The following is a 25,703-nucleotide window of genomic DNA, read 5'->3' as shown; positions in this document are numbered from 1 at the left end:
CGTGTTCAGAAGGAGTAAGTGGGTCAGCCGCCGAGGCGTGAGGCGGTCACCCCGAGAGCGGCGCAGGTGCGGTCGACGAGTTCGTCGAACTCGACCCGGCGAGGCAGCAGCCCCTGCTCGTAGGCGTAGCGGGAAGCGTCGGTGACGGCGCCGCGCAGACCGTCGAATCCGACGGGGCTCAGGTCCACCGGACCCGCCGCCGGGCCGCTGGCCGCGGCTGCTTCGGCCAAGGCGTCGTAGACCGCGAGGATGGCCTTCGGGTCCTCGTTCGCGGCTGCCGCACTGAACCCGACCACGTGGTTGATGGGAGCGAAGCCTTTGCGTGCGGCCCATTCGGCCGCGACCGCGAGGGCGTTGGGGATGGCGGTGCGGATTCGGTCGTCGGAGGGCAGCTCGTTGCCCATGATCCCGTAGTCGAGCGTGCCTTCGAGGAAGTCGGCCTGGAGTTTGGCGCCTTCGGGGGCGCGCGTGACCCATGCCGGGTCGGTGGCCCCGTCGACGTGCCCGCCCTCGTATGTCTGCCAGTTGATTTCGGTCAGATCGAGACCGTACTGCTCGCTGAGGAATCCGCGCAGCCACACCCCGGTGGTCTGGCTCCACGAGCGCACACCGACAGTTCGGCCCCGCACATCGTCGACACTCAGATCGCCCATGGTCACCAGGGTCTGGTGCTGGTAGCGGCCGAGCATGGTGACCGGCAGCAGCGCCACCGGCTTGTCGTGGGCGGCCGCCTGCAGCAGCGTCACCACGGCCAGCTCGCACACGTCCGCCGATGTGTCGTTCACGAAACCGCGCGATGCCTTGTGCACGGGCCGAATGTCGAGACGTTCGGGCGTGGCACCGGCGGCCGCGGCCCCCTCGACGGCTACGGCCGCGAGGTCGTCCCTGCCCAGTACGATCTTCATTTCCGACTCCTCTTGTCGTTTGTCGTCAGCAATGTCGGCTCTCACACGTCGTCGCCGTACTGGATGCGCCGGTAGGGCACGCTGAGCACGTCGCGGGTGATGCGGACGTCGATGACGGTGGGCCGCGGGTTACGGACGTACTCGGCCAGGGCGGCGCGCAGTTCGTCGGTCGTGCGGACCGTCGCGCCGCCGCCGCCGAGCGCCTGACCGACCGTGCCGAGTTCGGGGGTGGGGATCACGGCGAGCTCGGGGTCGAGACCCTTGGCCTTCGCCTTGTGGTACTCCGCGCCGAGGGCTTCGTCGTTCATGACGACGACCAGCACCGGAAGCTGGTAGCGGCACGCGGTTTCGAACTCCGACAGGTGCATCAGGAAACTCGCGTCGCCTTCGACCACGAATGTGGGCTTGCCCCCGTTGGCGACGACGGTGCCGATGGTCAGCAGTGGGGCCTGACCGATGGCGCCGAACATGCCGTAGTTCGAGGTGATCTCGCGTGAGCGCTGGAAGAGCATCGTGCCGAAGTCCGTCTGGTGTCCGCTGCCGAGCACGAGCCCGATCTCGCCGGGAAGTTCGGCGTCGAGCACCGCGATCGCCTCACGCGGGTCGAGCAGGTCCGGCGCACTGCGGTATTCGGCCGGGTCGATCAGCGGGGCCGTGAGCCGGCCGTGCACCTCGGGGGTGTGGAAGCCTTCCAGCTCGATACCGCGGACCCCCAGCGCGTCCGTCAGGGCGTCGAGGGCGGTGATCGCGTCGGCCTGCATGTAGCAGTCGGCGACCTGACCGTTGCCCATCACCAGGTTCGGCGCGGTGTCGATCTGGATGAACCGGGCTTCGGGGAACAGGTATCCGCTCTCGATGGTGTAGTGGTTGAGGCTCGCACCCACCGCCACTACGCAGTCGGCCTCCTGCAGTAGCTCCATCGCGAGCCTGCTGCCGAACAGGCCCGCGATCCCGACGTGGTACTCGGTTTCGGCGCACAGCCAGTTCTTGGCCTGCAGCGTGGTGGCGAGTAGGGCGCCGGTTCGACGCTGGAGCGCGAGGATCTGCTCGCCGGCTTCCGCGTTGCGGGCGCCCCGCCCGGCGACGATCACGACTCGCTTGCTCGCCCCGATGATTTCGCACGCCTGCTGGATCTGGGTCGGGTGGGGTAGCAGCTTGGGGGTCCGGAGCAGTTCGGTGGACGGGACGTACGGCATGTCGTCCTCGAACTCCTGCAGCTGCACGTCGAACGGGGCGCTGATCATCACCGGCCGGGATTGGGTGCGGGCCAGGTAGAAGGCGCGCTGCACCACTTCTGTGGCCGACTCGGCCTTGGTCACCTGGAGGAATTCGCACTCGATCGCGGCGGCGAACCGGCGCTGGTCGAGGTACTGCACGGCGCTCGTGTCACCCAACGGGGTCTCCCCGCAGAACGCGACCAGCGGGATGCGCGCCCGGCTCGCCACGATCATCGACGTGGCCAGCTGCGCGGTACCGGGACCGCTGGTCGTCGTCACGACGCCGGGCCGGCCGGATGCGCGGGCGTACCCGTGCGCCATGCTCAGTCCCGCACCTTCGTGACGCACCTCGTACAGGCGCGTCCCGCGACTGGCCAGCGCGTTCATCCAGTGCATGTTGGCGTCGCCCATCATGCCGAACACATCCGTGGTGCCCTCGGCGGCGAACGCTGCTGCGAGCGCTTCGTAGACCTTCACCGCGCGATCTCCTCTTGCTTGTCGTGGTTGGTGACGCGGCTCGCGAGGCGCGGGAACACCCTCAGCGCATTGCCGCCATATATCGCCTGCCGGTCGTCGTCGCTGATGGAGTCGATGGAGTCCAGCAGCGCCTTGGTGTCGTCGAAGCGGTGCCCGGTCTCGGGGTCGACGCCGCGGACGGCGCCGATCATCTCGGAGGCGAACAGCACGTTCTCGGCGGGGATGATGTCGGTGAGCAGTTCGAGGCCCCGCTTGTGGTAGACGCAGGTGTCGAAGAAGACGTTGTGCAGCAACGATTCCTGCAGGGGTGGCCTGCCTTGGTCCTGCATCATCCCGCGGTAGCGGCCCCAGTGGTAGGGGACCGCGCCGCCGCCGTGCGGCAGGATCAGCCGCAGCGTGGGGAAATCGGTGAACAGGTCCGACTGGCACAGCTGCATGAAGGCCGCGGTGTCGCCGTTGAGGTAGTGCGCGCAGGTGCCCTGGATGGCGGGGTTGCGCGACATCGCGACGTGGACCATCGCGGGCACGTCCAGCTCCACCAACTTCTCGTAGAGCGGGTAGTAGATCCGGTCGGTCAGCGGCGGCGCCTGCCAGTACCCGTCGGAAGGGTCCGGGTTGAGCAGGCAGCCGACGAATCCGAGTTCCTCGACGCAACGCTCGAGTTCGGTCGCCGATCGGCGGATGGAGGAGGCGAGTGCGTCACCGGGGGACTGCGGGAGCTGGCACACCGCGGCGAAACGGTCCGGGAACAGGCCGCACACCCGGGCGATGAGGTCGTTGCTGACCTGCGACCAGGCCAGACTGGTCTGCTCGTCGCCGTAGTGGTGGGCCATCTTTCCCGCGCCCGGGGAGAAGAGTGTGAGATCGGTGCCGCGTTCGAGTTGGAGCTTGAGCTGCCCCTGTTCGATCGCGGATCTGATTTCGTCGTCGCCGATGTGCAATTCGTCGGGTGAGACTCGGGCGCCCGAATCCTCGAACGCCTTGATCTGGCGCTCGCGCCACTGTCCGAGCGCGGGTGGCGCGGTCGTGAAGTGGCCGTGACAGTCGATGATCATGAAGGTTTGTCTCCAGGTGAGGTGTTCGGGGTCAGGAGCGACCGGTGAGTTTGCGGCCCAGTTCCAGGCCGGGGTAGCTGCGCACCGGCGCTGACATGAGGAAGCGGTAGCCCTCGTCGAGCACTTGCTCGAGGTTGCTGGGGGTCACGTGCGGGTGGCCGACCACGACACCGTGTTCGTGACAGATCTTCACGATCCGGCTCCTGGCCTCGACCATCAGCGGGTGGTCGAGCTGGCGAGGCACACCCAGTTCCTGGCTCAGATCGCCCTCGCCGATGAGGATGAGACCGATGCCGGGCACCTCGTCGAGGATCGCCGGGAGGTTCTCGATGCCGAGTTGATCCTCGATCTGGATCACGACGAGAATCTCGCCGTCCGGGGCGAGCGGCCACACGTCGGCCTTGGCGTAGTACTCATCGTTCGACAGGCCCCAGTACCGTGCGGCGGCCGCCGGCGCGTCGCCGCGCAGGCCCGGCGGGTCGAACCGGTCCTCGCCGGGCAGCCGCGGGTATCGGCATGCCGCGACCGCGTTGCGGGCCTCTTCGACCCGGCTGATGTGCGGCCACACGATTCCGTACGCTCCGAGGTCGAGGGCCTGCTTCGCGTGCCACTGCCCGTGTTCGGCGCCGTTGACGGGGACGCGGACGAGTGGGGTGGGGGAGGGGGCGAGCGTGCCGGCTTCGAATATCCGCCGCCGGTTGAGCAGATACTGCAGGCTGTCCCGCAATGTCGTTGCGTCCCAGGGCTTGTGCTCGGACTCGAACACCAGGCCGTCGTAGTCGGTCGTCGCGAAGTCCAGCGCCGCGGCCGGTTCGGGTGCCGCGAACGCCGCGAAGGCGTGCTGCCCCGATTCCAGCGCACCGATCACGCTATTGAGTCTTGCCACTTGCCACTCCGATCTGCTCGCTCTGTCGCTTGTGAATGGTCCTGTGCCACCAGGCGCGCACGCGTGCCCACACGGACGGACGGCTGGGCGGTGGTGTGATCGCCGTGTCCCCGGCGCACCGGCGAATCAGTTCGTCCGTGAAGTCCTGAGTCATCCGGGACACCACGGCTCCGGCGCCCGCTTCGATCAGCGACGCGAGCTTTCCCGCGAGAGCCACCTCACCCGCCACATGCATCCGCGTGCCGCCGACTGCGTGGTCCTCGGTGATCCGGAAGGTCGCCTGCGCAGTGAAGCGGGTCGCACCTTGTCCGTCCCGTCCGCGTGCCGAAAGCCGTCCCTCTCGTTCGGGCTCGTCGAGGTCGAGCGACATCCGGGCGCCGAACCGCACCCGGATCGCGCTGAACTTCACGAACAGCGTGCCGTCGAAGGAGTCGTCGTCGTGGAACTGGCCGAGTTCGGCTCCGTTGATGCACGACACCACTTCAGTGGGGTCGGAAATGACCTCCCACACCCGTTCCGGTGGTGCGGGTACGGCGATCTCTTCGTCGATCTTTATCACAACTGTGTCCTCGCTTGGCGATCTGGAACAGCCTCCACAGATTCGTTGTGGAGCTTGGGAACTCGCGAGACTCGGTCAGCGAGTTGATGTCACGGGTGCCCCCGCTGGGTGGCGGAGTGCAGGCCGGCCGCAGGGGTGCGTTGGCGTCTCCGAGTCTCCTGGCGACGCGGCCTCAGATTGTTTAACAACTTTCTCCCGCACAGAGTAGCAGCGTGGCGCAGTTGTCGGCAAGAACCACGTAGAAATCAATAGTTTGGGCAGCGCGCCCGATGTGGACAGGAAATTTTGTACAACAATTCTTGTGAACAGACGTCTTGGCGGACCGTGGAAGCGGCGCGTCGGCGTGAGCCGCGGTCGCGGAGTGGGTCGTAGTAGCTCCTCGGGTGCAGTGTCGCGCAAAATTGTTAGACGATCCACGCGAGAAGGCCTTGTGTTGGGCCAGTCACACGCGTAAATTGGGCGAAACCGTAAGACAATATTGGTGGTCCGCCCGTCGGTTGAGGATCAGCATCAGTGCACCGGCACCGTGCACTCCCTCCCCCCGGGCTCGGACGCAACAGAGGAGTCGTTTCATGCCCCAGCCCTTGTCCATCGCCGCGAAGTCCTACCCGCACACCGCGTTCCTCACCGATCCCGAACTCACTGTCGGGGGGCGCGCCGTCGAACTCGCGGCAGCGGATCCGATCTACAAGGCGTTCGCTCCCATGGTGCGTGAACTCCGGTACGACGTCAGCGAATTGGCCATCGCCACCTTCCTGCAGGCCCGCGAGGCCGGTGCCCCGATCGCACTCCTGCCGGTGGTGCTGAGCGGCGACTTCCACCACCACTCGCTCACCCGCTGGCCCGGTTCGGCCGAGATCAGCCCGGCTGACCTGGCAGGACGACGGGTCGGCGTCCGTGCCTACAGCCAGACCACCGGTCTGTGGGTCCGCGGCATCCTGCACGAGGAGTTCGGCGTCGACGCCAAGGAGGTCACCTGGGTCACCACCGAGGAGCCGCACGTCGCCGGCTACGTCGAGCCGCCGAACGTCGAACGCACGACCGGCAAGGTGCTCGACGTGCTCGAGCGCGGCGATGTCGTAGCCGCCGTTCTCGGTCCGCCGGCGCTCGACGGCGCGCAGGGACCGCTGGTCCCGATCATCCCGAACTGGCGCGAGGCCGAGGAGGCGTGGGGCGCCCGGCACCAGACGGTGCCGATCAACCACATGCTCACCGTCCGGCGCGACCTCCTCGAAGCCGAGCCGCAGACGGTCTCAGCGCTCTACCAGGCTTTCGGCGCCGAGATCGAGGCGCGCAAGGCGGCAGACACCGAGCCCGGTCCGCGCGTCCGCGCCCTCCGGTTCGGGGTGACCGACGAACTCGTCGCCGGTCTGCAGATCGCGATCGACTACGCCTTGCAGCAGAACGTCATCCGCACGCCGGTGACCGTGGCCGAGCTCCTCGACGACTTCACCCGGCACCTCGGTGAGCGTGCATGAGCGCACCCGCCCGCACGCTTGCCCCCGCCACCTACCAGCCGTGAGGTATTGATGTTCACCGTCGACACACACACCCACATCATTTCGCCCGACACCGATTCCTACCCCGCAGATCCTCTCGGCGGCCACCGCTCCACCTGGTCGCAGGAACGGCCCACCGACATCGACGGACTCCTGCGCGCGGCCGACGCTGCCGCCGTCGACCACCTCGTCGTCGTCCAGGCCTCCACGGTCTACGGATTCGACAACAACTACGTGGCCGATCAGCTCACCAGGCACGCCGACCGCCTCAGCGGGGTCTGCTCGGTGGACTTCCTCTCCCCGAAGGTCGTCGACGACCTCCACCACTGGATCGACGACCGGGGCTTCTCGGGAGTCCGCATCCGCGCCGCCGACGGGACGACCGCCGTCCCGACGCCCGGCCGCGGCCTCGACGACGAGCGCATGGCGCCGGTCTGGCAGTTCCTGTCCGACCGCCGGGTGCCGGTCTGCATCCAGATGCACGCCAAGCACGCCCCCATCCTCGCCGGGCTCCTCCAGCAGTACCCGGGACTCACCGCGATCCTCGACCACGCGGGACGGCCCCAGCTGGACGGCGACGCGCCGTACCCGAGCGCCGCCGGAGTTCCCCAGCTCGAGGAGACGGGCCGGGTCTTCATCAAGCTCACGCCGCCGGCCGTCCTGCGCGCACAGCGCGAAAGCGGATCAGCGGCACCGGTGGTCCGCACGCTGATCGAGAAGTTCGGCGCAGCCAACGTCATGTGGGGTTCGAACTTCCCCGCCTCGGCCGGGTCGTTGTCCGAACTTCACGATCTCATCGAGAAGCAACTGCCCTCGCTCGACGACACGCAGCTGGAACTGATCGCCGGCGGCACCGCCGGCCGGCTGTACGGGCTCACCCCTGCCGTCACTCCCGGCGCGAAGGAATGTTGATTGCCATGAATCGAATTGGGCGCAAGTTCTGTCTGACCGCCTCGGTCATGGCCGTTGCCGTCGCCTTGTCCGCCTGCGGCGGCCCTCCCGCCGTTCCGGACACCAAGAATCTCGACGAGCTGTACCAGGCGGCCAAGGCCGAAGGTGAGGTCGTGTGGTTTGCGCCGAAGCCGGAGGCGCAGATGAAGCCGGCTATCGACGCCTTCGAGAAGAAGTACCCCGGGATCGAAGTCCGGTACACGAACAAGAAGGCTCCGGACCTCGTCACCCAGCTCAATGTGGAGCAGGCCGCGGAGCGCGTGACCTTCGATGTCTCCAACGCAGGTGGGCTCACGGTGTTGCCGTCGCAGTCCATGGCGGCGAAGGTGGACTGGGCGTCCTACGAGGTGCCGAGCGACCAGATCTTCGCCGGCGACTTCGTCTACGTCTGGGCCGTACCGAAGGTCTGGGCGTACAACACCGACGCTCTGGCCGCCGGCGATATCCCGACGAGCTGGGACGAGCTGCTCGATCCGCGTTGGGATGGGGGAAAGCTCAGCGTCGAGTCGCGCGGGTCCTTCATGACCGTATGGGCCCAGGATCCGGCCCTCGGCACCGATGCCGGACTCGATTACGCCTCCCGGCTGGCCCAGCTGAATCCCCACTACACCGAGAACACCACGCAAGCCCACACGCTCATCGTCTCCGGCCAGACACCGGTCGGCACCGACCTGATCAACCTCGTGCTCGAGGACCAGGGCAAGGGTGCGCCGGTCGCCGTCGCACCGGTGGGCCCGACGAACGCCAACAAGTCCTACCTGTTCGTGGCCGATGGAGCCCCGCACCCGGCGGCGGGCCGTCTGCTCACCGCCTTCCTCGCCTCCGAAGAGGGACAGTCCGCCCTGGTCGGCACGTACAACTCGGCCATCCCCACCAACACCGACTGCACGGACGCCGCAACCAACCGTGTCATCGGCGCCCTGTGCGCCGCCGGCGTCGAATGGTTCGGCGAAACCAACCTCGAGCAGTACGAGCAGTTCTCGGAATACTTCCCCGAGGTCGAAGAGGCCTTGGGCACCGACGTCAACTGACGGCCCTCACCGCTGCCCTGACCGGCAGCAGAAGACTTTATCCCCTCACCTTTGGAGACTTCAGCGATGCAGTCCGGCACCCCGCTCTCCACCGGCGGACGCCCGCCCACCGGCGGACGCCCGCCCACCGGCACCCGCCCTCGCCCACAGCGAACCGGCGTCCGCCCTGAGCCCACCGACGTACACCCGCATCGGCGGGACCGTGTCCTGATCGGCGTCAACATCGCCATCGGTGCGATCATCGCCTATCTCATGCTCTTCCCCCTGGGGATGCTGTTGTTCAGCAGTCTCAAGGACAGCGAGACGAAGCTGCCCTTCCAGGTCCCCGGGTTCACGCTTGCCAACTTCACCGCGATCTTCTCCTCGAAACGCCTGGTCGAAGTCGCTCTCAACTCGTTGATCTTCGTGGTCGGCACCGTGGGCCTGGCTCTCGTGATCAGTGTCAGCCTGGCCTACCTGTTCGAACGCACCGACATTCCGGGACGCCGCTTTCTCGCGCCGAGCACTCTGGCCCCCATGGCCGTGCCGGCCACGGTCATGGCGGTGGCCTGGGTGCTGGCGGCCAACCCCACCAACGGCCCGATCGCCATCGTCATCGAGCGGATCTTCGGGTTCACAATCGACATCTACTCGCTACCGGGCATGATCCTGGTTGCCGGAATCTTCGGCGTGCCAGGGATGTACATCATGCTCGCGCCGACGTTCGCCCGGCTCAACCTCGAGTTCGAGGAGGCCGCGGCCACAGCGGGCGCCGGATGGTGGACACGAACCCGCAAAGTGGTTCTGCCCCTGACGATGCCGGGAATCACCGCAGCCAGCATGCTGCTGGTCGTCATCGCGCTCGAGGAATTCGCGATCCCGGCCATCCTCGGAATGCCGGACCAGATCTACGTGTTCAGCAGCCTCATCCAGGCCTCCCTGCAGCCGCCGTCGGGACTCGCCAACTACGGCCAGGCCAGCGCGTACGGCATCATGCTGGTCCTGCTGTCCCTGGTGATGATTGCCGTCTACCGACGCCAGACCCGCGAGTCGCACCGGTTCCAGGTGGTGGGGGGCAAGGGATACCGGTCCACGCCGGTGCGGCTGGGACGCTGGCGCATCCCGATCTTCGCCACCGTCTTTCTCTACGTGCTGGTCGCGATCATCGTGCCCATCCTGACCCTGGTCTGGACGAGCCTGACCCCGTACCTCCAACCGATCAGCCTGGACAATCTGGGTGCGCTCAGCCTCGCCAACTACACCGCGATCTTCACCAACCCGAGCTTGAGCCAAGCGGTCCTCAACACCCTGGTGATCAGCCTGATCACGGCGACCCTGACCGCCGGGTTCGCCCTGTGGCTGGCGCTGGCCGCCAGCCGCGGCGGACGCATCGGCCGGGCCCTGTTCGATATCTCGTTCCTGGTCTTCGCCATCCCCGCCGTGGTACTGGGAATGGCGGTGCTGTTCCTTTATCTGTACATGCCTTTCCCGATCTACGGAACGATCTGGATCATCATCATCGCGTTCACCACCCGGTACGTCCCGCGCGGGTCACGCATGATTCAGACGGCACTGTTGCAACTCGACAAGGGACTCGAAGAGGTGGGCCGCGTCTCCGGTGCGTCGAAGGGTGTCGTGCTGCGCCGGGTGATCTTCCCCCTCGTCGCCCCCGCGGTGTCGAGCACGTGGCTGTGGGTGTTCGCCCACTCCCTCGGCGAACTCCCCATCGCGCTGCTGCTGTCCAGCTCCGACAACCGCACCGTCGTGGTGCTGCTGTGGGACATGATCGGCGAGAGCGCGAACTATCCCGAGGCCAGCGCCCTCGCAGTTCTCCTGCTCGCCCTCTCCGCCGTCTCCGTCTGGTGGGTCAACCGCCGTGGCGTCCAAAAACACATCTGAGGTGTCGTGAACATGCAGAAACTCGTTGCTACCGACCATTCCGTACAGATCTCCGGTCTGCAGAAGCAATTCACCCGCCACGACAGCGGCGAGGTGAACCGCGTCATCGACGATGTCAGCTTCGCCGTACCGAAGAACAGCTTCTTCACCCTGCTCGGGCCCAGCGGCTGCGGCAAGACGACCACGCTGCGCTGCCTCGCCGGACTCGAGACCGCTGATCGCGGCGAGATCTGGATGAACGGGCAGGCCGTCTTCTCCGCCGCGGCAGGTCGCGACGTCCCTCCCGACTCCCGGCCGATCGCCATGGTGCCGCAGTCCTACGGAATCTGGCCCCACATGAAGGTGTTCGACAACGCCGCCTTCCCGCTCCGATACGGCCGAAAGACCTACCCCCGCCCCGAGACGCAGCGGCGTGTCCTCACAATGCTCGAACAGGTGGGGCTGTCGGAGTACGCCGACCGATGGTCCACCCAGCTCAGCGGTGGCCAGCAGCAGCGGCTGGCGCTGGCCCGCGCTCTGCTGTGCGAGCCGGAGGTTCTGCTGCTCGACGAACCGCTGTCCAACCTGGACGCCAAACTGCGCTCACAACTGCGCACCGAACTGCGGTCGTTCCAGCAGAAGTTCGGCGTCACCACCATCTACGTGACGCACGACCAGGGCGAGGCCCTCGCCATGTCCGACACGATCGTCGTCATGAACCGTGGCCGGATCGAGCAGATCGGTTCGCCGAGCGAGATCTACGACTCCCCGGCGACGCGGTTCGTGGCCGACTTCGTCGGCAGCGCCAACCTCATCCCCGGCGTACTCGACCGGCCGGCCGGCTCCCGTGACCGCGTGGTCGACGCCAAAACGACCCTCGGGGTGGTGCGGTGCGAGAGATTCACCACCCCACCGGCGCCGCCCACTGCAGGCCAGGAAATATTCGTGTGCATCCGGCCCGAGAACATCCGCGTCATCACTGCGTCGCGGGAGGCCGCGGGCCCCAACCGGTTCCCGGGGCGCATCATGACTGCCGAGTACCTCGGCGACCGCCAGGAGATGGTCGTCACCGTCGGGGACGTCACGCTTCGCGCACACGCCGATGCACACTTCGATGCACACCCGGGCGACGACGTCACCGTTGTCCTGGATCCGGCGTGGACGGTCGCTCTCTGGTCCTAGCGGCCATGACTCGTGAGAGTGCTGTCGACGTGTCGGGCTGAGTGGACGAGGACCTCCGGGCGACGTGGGTGTCGCAACGCACCCACGAGCAGCCTGGAGGTCTTCGCGGCGCCGACTAATCGGCCGAGGGGGTGAACTTCAGCAGAAGTGCCCGCCGGGCCGACGACAGATGGTGTCGCATCGCCGCGGAGGCGGCCTCCGGGTTGTGGGTGACGATCGCGGCGAGGATGGCCTCGTGTTCCCGGACGGAGTCGGTCCGCGGCTTCTCGCGGTCCGCGTCGCGGTACTGCTGCATGACGAGCGGGTAGAGCAGGCTGTCGACGAACCTGGTGAGCGTGGACTGCCGCGCCGCGCGTTTGACCTGTTCGTGGAACCTGCGGTTGAGGTTCCAGTATTCCTCGCGCCCGCCCGGTTTCTGCCAGTCCCACATGCGCTTACAGGTTTCGGTCATCGCGGCGATGTCCGCATCGGTGGCGCGTTCGGCGGCCTTCGCCGCCAGCGCCGCCTCCAGCACCGCGCGGGTCTCCAGTATCTCGATCGCCTCGTCCACCGAGAACGAGCGGGTGCGGGCGCTGCGGTTCGCCTCGGCGGTGACATAGCCCTCCTGCGCGAGGCGTGCGAGCACCGAACGGATCGTCCCACGTGAAACCTGGAGCTGCGTGGTGAGCTCCGACTCGGTGAGGCGTGAGTCCGGTTCATATTGACCGGAGAGGATCAAGGCACGCAGATCGTGGTACGCCTGCGACGTCCGGTTGGCGCCCGAATCCGGGCCGCCCTCGTTGCTCGGGCCCGTGCCCGTAGCTAGCACCATGGTGTGTCACCTCGAGAAGTCGTGGATCCGAGGGGCGGTGTACCCCGCGAAGCCGGGCTCGTCACCCGCGGGCAGGGGGCGGGTACGGGGGAGTTGCCGGGAGCGATGGACAGCGTCGTCATCTGTGCCTCCCACGTAATGTTGTACAACAACATTACGCGTTGCGTATCGAGCGCTCGATGTGAACGGGGTTAGGGGGCAGCAAGACGATCCCTTTCTGCATCAATCTGGTCCGGACTGACCTCCATATTGTTACACAATGTGCACCCTCCGGCCGACGAGAAGCCCGACGGCGAATGCACGTGCTCGCCGGCGCACCGTCAGTGATGCGCCGGCGAGCACGTTCGCCCGGATCAGAACAACCAGGGGACCTCGTCGTGACCGAAGTCGTGGAAGTCGCCGAACCGCCCCGAGTAGAACACCAGGCCGGTGCCCTCCCGGCAGCGCATGTCGGTGACCTCGCCGTAGAAGACGCGGTGGTCGCCGATGTCGTGGGCGCTGTGGACCCTGCATTCGAGCTGGGCCAGAGCATCTTTGATCAGCGGCAGCCCCGAGCGGCTGCGATCGCAGGGCAGGTCGTCGAATCGGGCGCCGCCCCGCGTGGCGAAGCGGCGGGCGAGAGCTTCCTGACGGGAGCCGAGGACGGAAACGGCGAACGAGCCCGCGGCTTCCACGGCCTCGGTGGTGCGGGAGCCGTGGGTGAGCGAGACGAGCAGGATTGCCGGGTCCAGGCTGATCGAGGTCAGGGAGCTGATCGTCATGGCACTGGGGTCGCCGTCGCCGTCGTCGGCGCTGACGACGGCGACCCCGGTGGTGAACCGGCCCATGCTTCGCCGCATGTCCGTCGGGGTGGGGGCGTGGAATGCCGGAAGGGTCATCGTGGGCCTACTTACTGTGGTACCGGACTTCGAAGGTGACGACGCCCTCGTCCGTGCTCCAGGGGCCGTGCGGCATGCCGGGCGGCCGGCAGGCGTACATTCCCGCGGTGAACGTCTCGCCGAGGGTCAGGTCGGTGAACGACCCCTCGAGGATGTAGACCTCCTCCCAGAAGTCGTGCTTCTGCACGCCCATGGGAGTGGAATCGGCGCCGGGTTCGTAGCGCAGGATCCGGGTGGCGACGTTGCCTTCCGGGTCCTTGGCGAGGATGCGTTCGGTGATCTTCGGATCGTCACCCGGACATACCGTCCACTCGACGTCGGTGACCGGGAAGAATTCGAATTCGGGCTTGGCCATGAGGGTTTACTCGCTTTCCGCTTTGTAGCCGTCGGTGAACTGCTGCACAGCCGCGACGGCGCTGTCGTAGTCGTAGTTGCGGTACGTGTATGCACCCTTCACCACGAAAGGGGCGCCGGCGTAGAACATCTCGTACTGCTGGTGTCGTCCGGCGAATTCGGATCCGATGATGTCCCAGGCCAGTTTGAAGAGCTTGACGCGCTCCTCGGACGGCACCCCGGGGGACTGGACGTAGTGTTCGATGTCCCGGGACGTCAGCGGGCTGGTGAGGTCCTTGACGCTCGACGGGAGTTGCAGCACACCGCCGCCGACGAGGTCGCGCAGGATCGCGATCACCCGCGGGTAGATCTCCGACTGCAGGCCCATCGACCCGTACAGGGCCTGCCTGCCCGGCAGCCACATCCCGGCCGAATCCGGCTCGGCGGTGTACTCGGCGGCCAGTACCGCGGAACGGACCCCGCTGACGAGTGCGGCGAGTTCGCCGAGCTTCTCCTGAACGCTGGGGATCTTGTCCACCCCGTTGACCTGGGTGACCCGGCGCGCCACGCCGGCAATGAATTCGAGCTTCGTCGCGAAGCGGATCTGGGCCTGCCAGTTGCCGAGAACGTGGGCGCCGGTCTCGAAGAACTGCCGGCGGACACCGGTGGTGTCGCGGTCCACGAACACGCGATCCCACGGCACGAGGACGTCGTCGAAGACGAGGAGCGAGTCGGGCTCGTCGTAGCGGCAGGTCAGTGGGTAGTCGAACGAGCTCGTCGCGGCCGGGATGTACGGGCGGCGAACGTACTGCTTGAGACCGGGAGCGTTGGTCGGGACCACGAACCCGACGGCGAAGTCCTTGTCGTCCGGGCCGAGCGGCTTGATGCACGAGACGAAGATTTCGTCGGCGATCGCCCCGCCGGTCGCCAGCATCTGCGAACCACGGATGACCAGGCCCTCGGGGGTCTCCTCGACCACACCGGCCTGCAGGTACTCACCCTCCCAGCCGGACGCCGTCGTCGCGCGTGAGACCTGCGGCGGGATGATCGCGTACGAGACGTAGAGGTTCTCGTCGAGCAGCCGCCGGTACAACTCGGAGACGTTCGCCCCGAAGTCGTGCCCACCCTCGGCCGCGAACACCTCGGGATGCGCTGCGAACGCGGCGAGGAACGTCCCCACATGATCGGGGCTACGACCGATCCAGCCGTGCGTGTGCTTCGCCCACCGCTCGATCGCCTCCCGCCGCTGCGCGAGCTCCTCCCGCGATCGGGGAATCGAGAACACCCGATTGGCCGCCTTCCCGGTTTCGGGTGCGACGTACTGCATGCCGTTGGCCTCGTCCGCCGCCAGATCGAACATCTCGGCGATCGTCCGGGTCACGGGGGCGAAGGCCGGATGGGTGGTGACGTCGTCGATCTTCTCCCCGTCGACGAGCACTACGCGCCCGTCGTTCAGGGAGGCCAGGTAGTCGGCTCCGGTGCGCATGTCAGTGTCCTTCGGTGGTGTAGGAGTGGGCCAGGGTTCGGCCGTCGGGCAGGGTGAGTTCGAGGTCCCACCGGTGACCGGGGGTGAACTTGCCGTCGAGCAGCGGCAGGGTGCCTGCGAAGCAGAGCAGGTCCTCGCCGGTGTCGCCGAGCCGGTCGGCGAAGATCTGCAGAAGGTTCTGCGGTGTACGGAGATTGGCCAGGGTGCCGTCCTGATACAGGACCCCGTCGACCCACGATCGGGCCCGGCACGCGTCCCAGTCGAACGACGCCCAGTCGGCGATCTCGATGACGGCCGGGCCTACCGGCTTCGGGCACGCCCGCTTCGAGTCGCCGATGTCGACGGTCTCGAGTTCGCGGTCGGTGTGGTCGGAGCCGACACCGAGGTAGTACCGCCCGCGGTGCCGCAGGATCACCGGCTCGACCTCGCCCGAGGTGTGCGTTCCTACGACGGGGGCCTGCGTCGCGGTGGTGACCGTCGCGATCTCGACGGGGTAGAACATCGGCACCTGTGCGGGCGGTGCGACTCCGATGGCCGCGAGCTCGTCGATGTGATGTTGCACCGCTGCTTCGTCCCGGCCGGTGTAGCCGGCTACCAGGGTTCGGCCGCTGCCGAAACGCAGGATCTCGGAGGAATTGAGGGTTTCGAAGGTGAGCACCTCCGTGGTGGCGCCGGTCATGAAAGGACCTTTCTGCGGTTGAGGAAGCTGTAGTCGTCGAGCCGGTCCCTCAGGATCGGGAACTCGGCGCGGGTGCGGTCGACCACGGCGGGGTCGATCTCGGCGATGGTGATGCCCTCGGACGAATCCGCCTCGGCGATCACCGTTCCCCACGGGTCGACTATCCGGCTGTGGCCGCCGAGTTCGACGGAATTGTGTGTGCCGGTGGCGTTGCAGGCGATCACGAAGACCTGGTTGTCGACGGCGCGGGCCGAGGTCAGCAGCCGCCAGTGCTCCTTGCGGGCTTTCGGCCAGGCCGCAGGAACGATGACGAGTTGCGCTCCGGCCGAGACCAATTCGGTCCACAATCCGGGGAACCGCAGGTCGTAGCAGGTCGTGGCGGCGATCGGGCCGAACGGGGTGTCGGTGGTGTGGATCTGCGTCCCCGGCTGCACGAGCTGCGCTTCGAGGGAGTCGTATCCGAAAACGTGAACTTTGCTGTAGTGGTGGTGGACCTGTCCGTCGGGGCCGATCAGGACCGCCGTGTTGCGCAGCCTGCCCTCCTCGCCCTGTTCGACGATGCTGCCGGCGTGGATGTAGCACTGCCGTTCGACGGCGACGGATGCCAGAACCTGGACGGTACCGCCGTCGAGAGTCTCCGCGGCGGCGGAGTAGTCGTCGAAGTGGTTGTATCCCACGCGCCACAGCTCGGGCAGAACGATGAGGTCGACTCGCTCGTCGAGTCCGGTCAGGAGGTTGCGTACGCGCTCGAGTCGATGCGCGGGGGTCTCGGAATCGGGGCTGGCCAGCTGAGCCAGGGCTATCTTCATGGGTTTCCTTCGTGCCGTTAGATATTCGGCTGTTTCATTGACTGCAGGGTGGTGTCGAGGTGTTCCCGCACCGCCTGTACCGCGGCGTGGGGATCACCTGCCGCTATCGCGTCGGCGATGGCGTGGTGCTCGACGAGAACCTGCTTCTTGCGGGTTTCGTCGGCCATGACGATGCGGATGCCCATCCGCATCTGGCGGTCCCGCAGCGAGCTGTAGAAGGTGTTCATCAGTGGATTGCCCGCCGCGCGGATGATGGCCGTGTGGAATTCGAGGTCGTGCGCGATGAAGTCGACCGGGTCGGTGTCGTTCTCCTGCAGGTCCAGGAGAATGCGGAGCCGGTCCGGTACCAGGCCCGGCTGGGGCGCCACTTCGGTGACCGACCATTCCTCGACCACCCTCCGGGCCTGCATGATGGCTTCCACGTCACTGTCGGACAATGCCGGGATGAAGGCACCCTTGTGGGGCACTCGCCGGATGAAGCCTTCGGCCTCGAGGCGTAACAACGCCTCGCGCACCGGAGTTCGGGAAATTCCGGAGGACGCGGCGACCTGCGCTTCGGACAGAAACATCTCCTCGTCGCGGGGCAGTGTGATGATGGTGTTCTTCAGCCACTCGTAGGCCAGCTCCGGTGCCGTTGCCCCGGTGGTCTTCGATGTCGTCATGGCTTGCCCCTTCGAGGAGAGTCAGGAGATGACGGACGCCGGCTTTTCCGGCGTCCGGGAGGCCGCCTCGTCGCCCACGGCCGCGAGATCCACGGACTGCGTTTCCCGCGCGAGAAGTGAGGCGATCAGGGAGATGACTCCCATGGCGGCGAGGTAGGCACCGATGGCGTATCCGGTGCCGAACCGGGTGTAGAGCGCGATCGCGATGATCGGGGCCAGCGAGCCGGCGAGGACGGACGCGAGGTTGTAGGCCAGCGACACTCCGGAGTACCGGACCTCGGTGGGGAACAGTTCGGAGAAGAACGCGCCGATCACGGCGCTGTACGCCGCGAAGATCAGCAGTCCCACCGCCACCGCGAGGGTGATCGCCGCCGGATTCTTCGTGTCCAGCAGAGCGAAGAACACGAACGCCCACACGATGGTGGCGGCGGACGCGCCGATGTAGATCGGTCGTCGGCCGATCCGGTCGGCGAGCACGGCGAACATCGGGATCGTCACCAGGGCGACGACCATACCGATCATGACGGCGTTCAATCCGGTGCTGCGCTCGAGTTCGAGGATCTGGGTGATGTAGGTGATGACGAACAGCGAGAAGATGTAGAAGCCGGCGTTCTCGCCGAAGCGGGTGAAGGCCGCGAGGAGGATCTGGCGCCAGTGTCCCCGGACGGCCGCGGCGAGCGGCATGCCCTTCTTCTCGGCGGTCGCGGTTTCCCGGGACTGCTCGAACAGCGGGGTCTCCGCGACGTACAGCCGCAGCACCAGGCCGATGATCACCAGCAGGGCCGACAGCCCGAACGCGATCCGCCATCCCCAGGACAGGAACGCGTCCTCCGACAGCACCGAACCGAGGACGGCGAGCACCCCGGCCGCCAGCAGGTTGCCCAGCGGCGGACCGAGATTGGGCCATGCGGACCAGAACGCCCGTCTCTTCGAGTCGCCGTGTTCGGAGACCAGCAGAACTGCCCCACCCCACTCGCCACCGAGGGCGAAACCCTGCACCAGCCGCAGAAGCACCAGGATCAACGGTGCGGCGACGCCGATCGAGGCGTACGTGGGCAGGAAGGCGATGAGGAAGGTCGACACTCCCATGAGCATCAGGCTGGCGATGAGGGTGGCCCGCCGGCCTTTGACGTCCCCGTAGTGCCCGAGTACCGCGGCACCGAGGGGGCGCGCCACGAAGCCGACCGCGTAGGTGGCGAACGCGAGCATGGTGCCCACCAGGGGATCTTCGGTGGGGAAGAACAGCTTGTTGAACACCAGCGCCGCCGCAGTTCCGTACAGGAAGAAGTCGTACCACTCGACTGCTGTGCCGGCGAGGCTCGAACCTGCGATGACGGGCAGGCTGGTGTGTGGTCTGCGATTGATAGATTTGTTGTTGGCGGTTGCCATAGTCGACTCCTAGGTCGAATCGTCGCTACGTGACGAGCTGCGCGTCCTTGCGCCTACCTCCAAGTAGGCGACTCGAACGGTCGCGCAGATGGTGCTGCCTGGGCTCGGTGGTTGCTCCAACAGCCGCCGAGCCCACTTTTTTCTTGCCTTTCCGACTGTGAAGCCGATCACGCAAAGGCCGTGCACCAGTTGTATACGACCGGTCTACGATCCGCAAGAGGGGTTCGAATTCGCGGATTCCGGTCCGCGACTGAGTGTCTCTTGACGCCGGCCCGTGTACGACCTAGCTTAATCGAATCATATTCGATTAGTTGGAGGAGGTCCCGTGGACGCCGAACTGCTCGTCGTCGGAGGCGCGGTGCGCACCGGTGATCCCGACCGGCCCGTCAGTGACGCGCTCGCCGTGGCCGCCGGCCGCGTGGTTGCTCTGGGGGAGCGGGCTCGTGCGATGCGGTCGAGCCGCACCGAACTGATCGACCTGGATGGGGGCGCATTGTTGCCGTCGTTCGGAGACGGACACGTCCACCCGCTGATGGGCGGGCTGGGTTTGCGCGGTGCCTCGATTCGCGACTGTGGCAGCGTCGACGACGTCCTGCGCGAGGTGCGCCGGTGGGCGGACGAGAACCCCGAGGCCGGGTGTGTATTCGGGGACGGGGTTTCTCCGACGCTCGCCGAGGGTGGGCGTTTCGAGGCCACGTGGCTCGACAGCGTGGTTCCGGACCGGCCGGTGGTCCTGCGCACGATGGACCACCACACGGCTTGGGTCAACAGTGCAGCGCTGCGACGTGCCGGACTGAGTCGGGACACCCCGGATCCGGCGGGCGGCGAGATCGTGCGGACGGCCGACGGTGAGTTGCTCGGGACCCTGCGCGAATGGGGTGCGATCAATCCGGTTCTCGCGCTGGTGCCGGATGCGAGCCTCGACGATCGGGTCGACGCGCTGGCGACGGTGTCGACGATGCTCGCCGCCGCAGGTATCACGTGGGTGCAGGATGCGTGGACCGAACTCGACGACGTCGAGGTCTGGCTGACTGCCGCCGACCGCGGGAGACTGTCCACCCGTGCCAACCTCGCGTTTCGTGCGACGCCGGAGAGCTGGGAGGCCGACCGGGAGGCGTTCGCCCTGGCGCGGCGGAAGGTCGAGGAGCGGGGCGGCGACGCGGTCAGGGCGGGAACGGTCAAGTTCTTCGCCGACGGCGTGATCGAGGCCGGTACGGCAGCGCTTCTGGCGCCCTACACGGACTGTCCGCACTCCCACGGCATCAGCAACTGGACGACGGACGAACTGTCGCGGGCCGCGGCCGAGGTGGACCGGCTGGGGTTCCAGATCCACATCCATGCCATCGGCGACGCCGGGGTGCGCATGGCGCTCGATGCGATCGAGCACGTCGATCGAAGCAATGGTTCGCGTGATCGGCGCGCCACGATCGCGCATCTGCAATTGGTCGACGGTGACGACCTCGACCGATTCACGTCGCTCGGGGCGGTCGCCAACTTTCAGCCGCTGTGGGCCCAGCTCGACGCCCTGATGACGGAATTGACGATTCCGCGGATCGGGGACGACCGGAGCGCGCAGCAATATCGCATCGGAACCCTCACCGAGCGAGGTGCCCGGGTGGCCTTCGGCAGTGACTGGCCCATCACCGCCTATGAGCCGATCAAGGGAATTGCCACCGCGATCCACCGCCAGACCCCGTCCGGCATACCGACGGAGGGATGGTTGCCGGGCGAACGCGTCGGGCTCGAACGGGCCCTCGCCGCATATTCGGCCGGCGTCGCCTATCAGGGATTCGAGGAGAACCTGTGGGGCTGCCTCCGGCCGGGAATGCGGGCCGACATGATCCAGCTGCCGGTCGACCCCTACGACCTGTCGTCCGCGCAGGCGCTCAGCGAGCTCGCCGTGACCCGAACCTGGCTGGGCGGCAAGCAGGTGCACTGAGATCCGGCGCTACCGCTGCACCGCGCCGCGTTCCTGCAGGAGGTTGCGGAAGCCCGCCAGCAGGGCCGCCAGGCCGAGTTCGAACGCCTGCTCGGCCCTCGCCGGGCCGCGGGGTGCGGCGGCAAGCGCCCGGGTCAGCGCATCGTCGGCCGTCGTCGAATCCGCTTCGATCATGACCTCCGGGGCGGCCGCGTCCAGGGCGGCGCCGAGCAGGAAATTCTCCGCGGCGGTGATGACGGCCATGATGTGGTCGTCCGGAAAGCCGGCGTCGCGCAGACCGGCCGCCGCCGAGTGATACACCGAGAGCGAACCGGGATCGCGCACCGTCTCGGTGGCCAGGAGGCGGATGGCGGTGGGGTGCCGGCTGAACGCCGCCCGATAGGACCGGGCCCACTCGGAGAACGCCTCGTCCCAGGGCAGGCGCTCGAAGGCCGATCCGTCGATCTCTCGGACGACGCGGTGGCGAACCAGTTCGACGACGGCCGCGCGGCCTTTGGCATGGTGATAGATCGACGACACCTGCACGTTCAGGTGCCGGGCCAGATCCGGCATCCTGAAGTCGCCGTCACGATCGACCAGTTCGAGCGCCGCCTCCGCGATGCGTTCGCGGTCCAGGCGTGCGACGCGAGGTCTGCCCATCGGTGCACCCACCTCTCCAATCGAAATTCATTCGATTATGCCCTTGTGGCGCCGGTCACAACGTTCTAGTCTAATCGAAACACATTCGATTAGAACCTCGTCGCGTATCCGCGCCCCCGGTTTACCCCGCCGCCGCGCCCTTGCCCTGACTGGAGAAGTTCCTCATGAAGAAATCCGCACCCGGACCCGCCTCCGGCACGCAGCTGGAAGGCGGCGCCCTCGGCACCTCCGGCATCGTGTTCTTCGTCGTGGCGGCTGCCGCGCCGTTGCTGGTGATGGCGGGGGTGGCTCCCCTGGCGCTGAACGTCGCGGGCATCGGGGCGCCCGGCGGGTACATCCTGGCCGGGCTCGCGCTCGGCGTGTTCGCGATCGGCTTCACCGCGATGAGCAAGTACATCCACAACGCGGGGGCCTTCTACTCGTACATCTCGATCGGACTCGGCCCCCGATGGGGCCTCGCGGCGGCGGTACTCGCCCTCGTCTCCTACAACGCTCTCGAGATCGGGATCTTCGGGGCCCTGGGGTATTTCACCCAGTCCACCATGGCGGATCTGGTCGGGCTCAACCTTCCGTGGGGTCTGTGGTCGCTGATCGGCGTCGGTCTGATCTGGTTCCTGGGGTCGCGATCGGTCCATGTCGGCGCACGGTTCCTGATCCTGCTGCTCACCGCTGAGACAGGGATCCTGGTCCTGCTCGCAGCCGCCGTCCTTCTTCGGGGCGGCGCCGAGGGGCTCGGCGTCGATTCGTTCGCTCCCACCCACGTCTTCAGCCCCGGCCTCGGTGGGGTGCTGACTCTGGCGTTCGCCGCGTTCATCGGGTTCGAAGCGACCGCCCTGTACCGGGAGGAAGCGAAGGATCCCTCCCGGACGATCCCCCGGGCAACCTACCTGGCGGTCGCATTTCTCGGCCTGTTCTACGCCTTCATGGTGTGGATCATCATCCAGGCATACGGCCCGGATCAGGCGCTCGCGCTCGCAGCCTCGGATCCCGCCGCACTGTACTTCGACGCCATCGAGAACTACGTCGGTGGCTGGGCGAGCACGCTCATGGAATTGTTGATCATCACGAGCATCCTCGCCAGCCTGCTCGCTTTCCACAACGCGATCACCCGCTACGCGTTCGCGTTGTCGCGCGAGCACGTCCTGCCCTGGGCCCTCGGCAAGCTGCACCCGGTCTACAAGTCGCCGTACGTGGCGAGCGCCGTGCAGAGTCTCCTTGCCATGGTCGTGATCGTCGGGTTCGCGCTCGCCGGCGCCGACCCCTACCTTCAGCTCCTGCTCTGGGTGAATTCCCCCGGCGTCGTCGGCATCGTCGTACTCCAGGCGATGGCCGCCGCCGCCGTTCTCGCATTCTTCTGGCGGGACCGCCGCGGGCATTCGATCTGGCGGGTTCGGGTAGCCCCCGCAGCCGCTCTCGCCATGTTGAGCTACGCGACGTGGTTGATCGTGGCCAAGATGGACCTGCTCACTGCCGCAGGACCCGCCGTGAACACGGTCCTCGTCGCCGTCACACCGGCGAGCCTGGCGATCGGACTGGTGCTCGGTACACGGCTCGCGCGACGCAATCCCGAACTGTACGCACGGCTCGGAACCACCGTCGTGGACGCCGAACCCTCGGTGCCGTCCGAAGAAGCGAGCAGCAGTTCGATCCAGCCGGGCAAGGCGACGTAGACGTGCCTTCACCGAAATCCGATCCGCTGGAGGTGGACGTCCGGCGCTACCGTCGGTGGCGCGATCGACGTCGAGAAGCCGAACGGCATCGTGCCCGACAGCCGAGGCCGGGCAAGGAGGTCGACGACATCCTCGACTTCGCCCGAACCTGGGCGCCGTTCGGCGGTCCCCCGGAGGAGGAGACCCTCGTCAACTTCGGGATGTGCCCAATTCGATTCACGGAACGACTCTGGCAAGTCATCGGCGAATTCGGTTGCGGGCGAGCCGACGAGACACAACTGAAACGGGCCTATCCGCAGCACGAATAGCGAAGGTGCGGGCCCATCGGGGCCGTGATCGATAATGGTCGGATGCGGTCGCGGAGGAAAATCTTGGACGCCACGCTCGACTTGATCGCGAGTGACGGTTTCGACGGCGTCACCATCGCGGCGGCGGCGCATGGCGCCGGCGTCACGCGACAGACCGTGTATTCCAACTTCGGGTCGCGCGAAGAACTCGTGTCGCAGGCGATCGCCGGTCTCGCCGTCGAGGTGCTGGGCGGGATCCACTCACGATCGAACGCCACCGACACAGCGTGCGAATACGTCGTCGAACTCATCGTCGCGGGCCGGGCGGCGGTGCGCGCCCATCCGGTCCTGGCTACCCTGCTCCAGGCGGAACGGGGCAACCCTGTTTTCGACACCGGCATGATGTCTCGCGCGAAACCTGTAGCGCGCGAACTGCTCGCGCCACTCGTCGAGCGCGATCCCGGTGTGGAGTCGAGCCTCGACGACATCGTGGAGATCGCTCTTCGGCTGGCGCTGTCGGTCGTCCTTTTCGACGACGACGCCGTTCACGCCGACGACGACCTTCGCCGGTTTCTCACCCGCTGGCTCTTGCCGGCGATGCCGTCCAGCTCGTAACGGCAGTCACAGTTACTTCTTGACACATCTGGCTTCAAGTGTCTAGTTTGAGCTCGCCCAAGAGAAATGCTCCACGCTGATCTTTCGACATCTCGCCGAGTGAGTCCGTCTGCGATCTGGGGGAAACCTGTGTCTGCACTCAATCGCCGCTCCTTTCTGGCCGGGGCCGCTGCCGCGGGGGTTGCGTTGGCGAGTCCACGCATCGCGCAGGCCGGGACCGGACTCGCGGGTCGCCGCACGACCGTGCCTCTCACCCGCGAAGATCACCGGGTCATCGTCGTCGGGTCGGGGTTCGGCGGCGGCGTCGCGGCGCTTCGGCTCGCGGAAGCCGGGGTGCCCGTTGTGGTGCTCGAGCGTGGAATGCGCTGGCCCACAGGGCCGGACGCGGAGACCTTCCCTCGCGCGACCGCCCCGGACAAGCGCATCCTCTGGTACCGGTCCAGTCCGCAATTGTTCGGTGAGCCAGTGGCGCTGGAGCCGTACACCGGTCTGCTCGAGGCGGTGCCCGGCGACAACATGACCGCACTGTGCGCGGCAGGCGTCGGCGGTGGTTCCCTGGTCTACCAAGGGATGACGTTGCAACCGGCTGAGGCCGTCTTCAACACGCACCTTCCCGAAGCACTCGACTGGGCCACCATGGACCGAGTTCACTACCCGCGGGTCGCGCAGATGTTGCGGCTCGCCGTCGCCCCCGATGAGTTGATCGACAGCCCGAATTACCAGGCCGCGAAGGTGTTTGCGCAGAACGTGCAGCGAGCGGGACTGCCCGTGTCGAAGATCCCGATGCCGATCGACTGGAACTTCGCGCTCGACGAACTCCGCGGCCGCATGAAACCCTCGTACACCAACGGCGACGGCGCCCTCGGGGTCAACAACGGCGGCAAGCACTCGGTCGACGTCACCTACATCGCTGCCGCGGAAGCGACCGGCCGGGTGACGGTGGAAACCCTGCACCAGGTCACCGATGTCGAACGCGCCCCGGACGGCCGCTGGACGGTGTACGTCGACCGGATCGATACGTCCGGCAACGTGCTCGAGACCAAGATCCTCACCACGAATGCCCTGGTGATGGCCGCCGGCAGCCTGGGCACCACCAAGTTGCTTGTGCGCGCGGGGGCGACGGGCCGGATCCCGGATCTGCCGGACGGACTCGGATCCGGGTGGGGAACCAACGCCGACCGAATCTATGTCTGGACGAGCCTCGAAGAAGAGTTCGGCGCTCCGCAGGGTGGCCCGGTCGTCTACGGCAGTTTGAACTGGGACGACCCCGCCACCGCCGTCACGGTCATCCAGGCGTCGATGCCACCACTGTCTTTCGACGCACGCAGCACCATGCTCGTCGGATACGGAGTCAGCGACGGCCGTGGGAGTTTCGTGTACGACTCGGCCACCGACGACGCAGTCCTGCGCTGGCCCCGGGAAGGCGACGCCGTCATCCAGAACGGCCGCATCGATCCGATGGTGCGGAAGATCGCCGGGCCGGGAAGCCTACTCACGGACACCAACGCGCTGTTCCCCTCCACCTGGCATCCGCTCGGTGGGGCGTCGATGGGCTCGGTGTGCGACCTCGAAGGCCGAGTGCTCGGCCAGCGCGGACTGTATGTCCTCGACGGCGCACTGATGCCCGGCAACACCGCGGCCTGCAATCCGTCGATGACCATCGCCGCGGTCGCCGAACGCGCCCTGGACCACCTGGTGGCCCGCGACGTCGGAACGGTGATCTGACTCCTCGATACGACCGGAACCCGTTCCGTAACGAATCGTCGTCGGAATCGGACGTATCCGGGGAATCAGCACAAGGGGAGGAGTTCACATGAGGCGGACAGTGCGAAGATCGATGATCGGTGTGCTTGCGGTGAGTGCGTGGATCGGGTGCTCCGTCCCGGC

Annotated in this window: 24 protein-coding genes; 10 read left to right on the top strand and 14 right to left on the bottom strand. The window is 66.9% G+C overall.

The genetic code is table 11. The features are described 5' to 3' along the window. Positions 1 to 23: 23 nt before the first annotated feature. Genes OYT95_RS17895 through OYT95_RS17875 form a run of 5 tightly spaced genes read right to left on the bottom strand, consistent with a single transcriptional unit; the run spans position 24 to position 5,099 of the window. Positions 24 to 905, bottom strand: a complete 882-nt coding sequence (locus OYT95_RS17895; RefSeq protein WP_037236071.1) for a hypothetical protein — start codon at positions 903 to 905, stop codon at positions 24 to 26. A gap of 41 nt (positions 906 to 946) precedes the next feature. Next, positions 947 to 2,599: a thiamine pyrophosphate-binding protein gene (locus OYT95_RS17890; protein ID WP_037236074.1), complete on the bottom strand. Its 1,653-nt coding sequence runs from the start codon at positions 2,597 to 2,599 to the stop codon at positions 947 to 949. Beyond that, entirely contained in the window at positions 2,596 to 3,654 is a 1,059-nt protein-coding gene (locus OYT95_RS17885; protein WP_128640406.1) for an amidohydrolase family protein, read from the bottom strand. Before OYT95_RS17885 ends, OYT95_RS17890 begins: the two co-directional genes overlap by 4 nt. 31 nt (positions 3,655 to 3,685) lie before the next feature. After that, positions 3,686 to 4,540: an HpcH/HpaI aldolase family protein gene (locus OYT95_RS17880; protein WP_037236080.1), complete on the bottom strand. Its 855-nt coding sequence runs from the start codon at positions 4,538 to 4,540 to the stop codon at positions 3,686 to 3,688. Next, entirely contained in the window at positions 4,524 to 5,099 is a 576-nt protein-coding gene (locus OYT95_RS17875) for an SRPBCC family protein (protein ID WP_268792097.1), read from the bottom strand. The genes OYT95_RS17880 and OYT95_RS17875 overlap by 17 nt, the downstream gene beginning before the upstream one ends. A 572-nt stretch (positions 5,100 to 5,671) precedes the next feature. On the opposite strand from OYT95_RS17875, the gene OYT95_RS17870 reads away from it, so the two are divergent. From OYT95_RS17870 to OYT95_RS17850, 5 genes are all read left to right on the top strand, one after another. Beyond that, positions 5,672 to 6,577: a hypothetical protein gene (locus tag OYT95_RS17870; RefSeq protein ID WP_037236087.1), complete on the top strand. Its 906-nt coding sequence runs from the start codon at positions 5,672 to 5,674 to the stop codon at positions 6,575 to 6,577. A gap of 51 nt (positions 6,578 to 6,628) precedes the next feature. Then, entirely contained in the window at positions 6,629 to 7,510 is an 882-nt protein-coding gene (locus OYT95_RS17865; RefSeq protein WP_037236090.1) for an amidohydrolase family protein, read from the top strand. A 5-nt stretch (positions 7,511 to 7,515) separates the two neighbouring features. Next, positions 7,516 to 8,580 (top strand): ABC transporter substrate-binding protein, encoded by a 1,065-nt coding sequence (locus OYT95_RS17860; protein ID WP_245973390.1) that lies wholly within the window; start codon positions 7,516 to 7,518, stop codon positions 8,578 to 8,580. A gap of 66 nt (positions 8,581 to 8,646) precedes the next feature. Further along, positions 8,647 to 10,458 (top strand): ABC transporter permease, encoded by a 1,812-nt coding sequence (locus tag OYT95_RS17855; protein WP_037236092.1) that lies wholly within the window; start codon positions 8,647 to 8,649, stop codon positions 10,456 to 10,458. Between the two features lie 12 nt (positions 10,459 to 10,470). Continuing rightward, on the top strand, positions 10,471 to 11,619 hold the full coding sequence (locus tag OYT95_RS17850) for an ABC transporter ATP-binding protein (RefSeq protein WP_268792096.1): 1,149 nt from the start codon (positions 10,471 to 10,473) through the stop codon (positions 11,617 to 11,619). 115 nt (positions 11,620 to 11,734) lie between these two features. Here OYT95_RS17850 and OYT95_RS17845 read toward each other — a convergent pair whose 3' ends face one another. The 8 genes from OYT95_RS17845 to OYT95_RS17810 all read right to left on the bottom strand — a co-directional run bounded on the left by OYT95_RS17845 (position 11,735) and on the right by OYT95_RS17810 (position 18,666). Next, complete coding sequence (locus OYT95_RS17845) at positions 11,735 to 12,430, bottom strand: GntR family transcriptional regulator (RefSeq protein ID WP_245973389.1); 696 nt, start codon at positions 12,428 to 12,430, stop codon at positions 11,735 to 11,737. 353 nt (positions 12,431 to 12,783) lie between these two features. Beyond that, entirely contained in the window at positions 12,784 to 13,308 is a 525-nt protein-coding gene (locus OYT95_RS17840) for a flavin reductase family protein (RefSeq protein WP_112301482.1), read from the bottom strand. A gap of 7 nt (positions 13,309 to 13,315) precedes the next feature. Then, positions 13,316 to 13,663 carry a cupin domain-containing protein gene (locus OYT95_RS17835; protein WP_016884597.1) on the bottom strand — a complete coding sequence of 116 codons (348 nt, stop codon included), beginning with the start codon at positions 13,661 to 13,663 and terminating at the stop codon, positions 13,316 to 13,318. 6 nt (positions 13,664 to 13,669) lie between these two features. Further along, positions 13,670 to 15,127, bottom strand: coding sequence for a pyrrole-2-carboxylate monooxygenase subunit (locus OYT95_RS17830; RefSeq protein WP_037236099.1), 1,458 nt, complete (start codon positions 15,125 to 15,127; stop codon positions 13,670 to 13,672). 1 nt (position 15,128) lies between these two features. After that, on the bottom strand, positions 15,129 to 15,806 hold the full coding sequence (locus tag OYT95_RS17825; protein ID WP_268792095.1) for a DUF2848 domain-containing protein: 678 nt from the start codon (positions 15,804 to 15,806) through the stop codon (positions 15,129 to 15,131). Further along, positions 15,803 to 16,615 carry a carbon-nitrogen family hydrolase gene (locus OYT95_RS17820; RefSeq protein ID WP_037236101.1) on the bottom strand — a complete coding sequence of 271 codons (813 nt, stop codon included), beginning with the start codon at positions 16,613 to 16,615 and terminating at the stop codon, positions 15,803 to 15,805. The genes OYT95_RS17825 and OYT95_RS17820 overlap by 4 nt, the downstream gene beginning before the upstream one ends. Positions 16,616 to 16,632: 17 nt before the next feature. After that, on the bottom strand, positions 16,633 to 17,277 hold the full coding sequence (locus tag OYT95_RS17815) for a GntR family transcriptional regulator (protein WP_112301483.1): 645 nt from the start codon (positions 17,275 to 17,277) through the stop codon (positions 16,633 to 16,635). Between the two features lie 21 nt (positions 17,278 to 17,298). Then, on the bottom strand, positions 17,299 to 18,666 hold the full coding sequence (locus OYT95_RS17810; protein ID WP_112301484.1) for an MFS transporter: 1,368 nt from the start codon (positions 18,664 to 18,666) through the stop codon (positions 17,299 to 17,301). Between the two features lie 325 nt (positions 18,667 to 18,991). On the opposite strand from OYT95_RS17810, the gene OYT95_RS17805 reads away from it, so the two are divergent. Beyond that, complete coding sequence (locus tag OYT95_RS17805) at positions 18,992 to 20,605, top strand: amidohydrolase (RefSeq protein ID WP_268792094.1); 1,614 nt, start codon at positions 18,992 to 18,994, stop codon at positions 20,603 to 20,605. A 9-nt stretch (positions 20,606 to 20,614) separates the two neighbouring features. Here OYT95_RS17805 and OYT95_RS17800 read toward each other — a convergent pair whose 3' ends face one another. Next, the gene (locus tag OYT95_RS17800; RefSeq protein WP_037236112.1) at positions 20,615 to 21,244 is read right to left on the bottom strand and encodes a TetR/AcrR family transcriptional regulator; all 630 of its coding nucleotides are present in this window, start codon (positions 21,242 to 21,244) and stop codon (positions 20,615 to 20,617) included. A 164-nt stretch (positions 21,245 to 21,408) separates the two neighbouring features. Between OYT95_RS17800 and OYT95_RS17795 the strand changes: the two genes are divergently transcribed. The 4 genes from OYT95_RS17795 (at position 21,409) to OYT95_RS17780 (ending at position 25,541) form a co-directional block, all read left to right on the top strand. Continuing rightward, complete coding sequence (locus OYT95_RS17795) at positions 21,409 to 22,914, top strand: APC family permease (RefSeq protein ID WP_268792093.1); 1,506 nt, start codon at positions 21,409 to 21,411, stop codon at positions 22,912 to 22,914. A 2-nt stretch (positions 22,915 to 22,916) separates the two neighbouring features. After that, positions 22,917 to 23,222: a hypothetical protein gene (locus OYT95_RS17790; RefSeq protein WP_268792092.1), complete on the top strand. Its 306-nt coding sequence runs from the start codon at positions 22,917 to 22,919 to the stop codon at positions 23,220 to 23,222. A gap of 42 nt (positions 23,223 to 23,264) precedes the next feature. Next, positions 23,265 to 23,816 (top strand): TetR/AcrR family transcriptional regulator, encoded by a 552-nt coding sequence (locus OYT95_RS17785; protein WP_268792091.1) that lies wholly within the window; start codon positions 23,265 to 23,267, stop codon positions 23,814 to 23,816. Between the two features lie 129 nt (positions 23,817 to 23,945). Beyond that, entirely contained in the window at positions 23,946 to 25,541 is a 1,596-nt protein-coding gene (locus OYT95_RS17780) for a GMC oxidoreductase (protein WP_268792090.1), read from the top strand. Positions 25,542 to 25,703: the final 162 nt, after the last annotated feature.

The organism is Rhodococcus sp. JS3073 (assembly GCF_026810085.1).
GTDB classification, from domain to species: Bacteria; Actinomycetota; Actinomycetes; order Mycobacteriales; family Mycobacteriaceae; genus Rhodococcus_F; species Rhodococcus_F wratislaviensis.
Note: the sequence above shows the minus strand (reverse complement) of the source record. Positions and strands in the feature narration are given on the sequence as shown.